General features: G+C 55.8%; 2 protein-coding genes. Both read left to right on the top strand.

Annotated features, from left to right (window positions below; genetic code table 11):
* Positions 1 to 236 precede the first annotated feature (236 nt).
* Positions 237 to 539, top strand: coding sequence for a hypothetical protein (locus ACFO0A_RS00050; RefSeq protein WP_379536942.1), 303 nt, complete (start codon positions 237 to 239; stop codon positions 537 to 539).
* A 482-nt stretch (positions 540 to 1021) separates the two neighbouring features.
* On the top strand, positions 1022 to 1478 hold a 457-nt coding region (locus tag ACFO0A_RS00045; protein ID WP_379536941.1), incomplete at its 3' end, for a VCBS domain-containing protein.

The raw sequence follows: 1478 nt of genomic DNA, 5'->3' as shown, positions 1-1478 counted from the left end.
GCCGGGCGCTCAGTCGCTCATCGTCAGCATCTTCGAGTACGGCGTAGCGCGGTTGCTGTAACATTGGCTTTGGCGGTCCCTTTCTGGGGATCGTCTTGCCTCTGAGGGGTAAGAGAGAAGTTACTGGGAAAGTAGGTAGATTCCAATTCGCAAACACCCGGCATCGTTCCGATTGGCGGACACTAAAGCTGCCCGCCGTGCCGCAGCCATGCGCAACGCCAACAGGTGCGCCGAAGATGACGGCTGGCCCCGGCTCCGAGGCGGGAGCGGCACCTATCAAAATCCGCCTCAAGCCGGCGATGCGCGCACGCTGGGATTTGCCCGACATCGGCTATCCGCTGACCTTTGAGCACTTTGCCGCGGCTCTGGATGGAGATGGCGAACTTCCCTTCGCGGTGATGCTTTCCCTGCTCCAGAAACGAAGCGCAGCCGCAGGCTCGGACTGGCAGACGCTAGAACCCGCGCTTAAACGTCTTGCAGAAATTGTCACCCCTGCCGAGGACCGCGACGTTGTGAGCGCCCTTACGATCGCCGCATAATGGGCAGAAGACAAAGCGCTCGCGGTGATTGCTTAACGAGTTGCTACCTCCCATGGCCAAGCCAAACGGCAGCGTTGGAGCGGGCAATAGATGATGGCTGCTAGGCGCGGTGACCTTCAAGGTTGGGATCTGATCCGCCGGTCCGCGCTGGCCGCAGGTCCAAAGCCAACCCCGGTATTCCAATGGTTGGCCGGCGGCGGCCGGGCTTTGGGGTTAGCTTCTGGAGCAACTTTGTCGTCCAAGATAGTCCAGTTTTGAGACATGATGTCGCGCAAGTGCTTCTTACGCTTGATTTTCTCCTCGGAACGCGTGAGCTCTTTGGTTAACCAGATTGTCGATTCGTTAGGGATCGTGAACGGTGATCAGGTCTTTCAGCGTTTTATTCAGCCTGCGGGATGGGCTGCTTTCTGGGGGTTTTCGGTATGGGTAGCTTGCCTGAGTCTGGCGGAAGCACGTCGTCGTTTAGCAATGCGCCGCAGGCGGTGAGCGATAGTTACAGCTACACAGAAGAGTACCTTCTGGACCACGCTGAGCTCTATGATCAAATGACAGAAATTCTGACGTTGGACGTTATGTCCAATGATCTCGGCGGTAAGGCCAAAACCCTTTTTTCGATTGATGACGGAATAGGAAATCAGATCACCGATCTGAGCCAGACGGATCTCCTAAGCAACTCGATCAATAGCGCGTGGCAAAAGACCTCGCTTGGAAACGAAATTAGAATTTTTAACGGCAAGGTTCAGTATCGACTTGTCGATCAGTCAGGCCATGTTCGTGATGTTGATTCCCTCAACGGGGATGAAAAAATAGTCGATAGTTTCACGTATGCGATCAAGCTGGGGAACGGTACCCTCAGTTGGGCAAAAGTGTCGGTCAACATCACCGGGACGAATGACAACGCGACGATCAGCGGCACGGCGACGGGCAGCGTTATCGAGG

This window comes from Novosphingobium tardum, from assembly GCF_042652045.1.
Taxonomy (GTDB): Bacteria; Pseudomonadota; Alphaproteobacteria; order Sphingomonadales; family Sphingomonadaceae; genus Novosphingobium; species Novosphingobium tardum.
The sequence above is the reverse complement of the archived record's forward strand: the minus strand, read 5'-3'. Positions and strand labels throughout refer to the sequence as shown.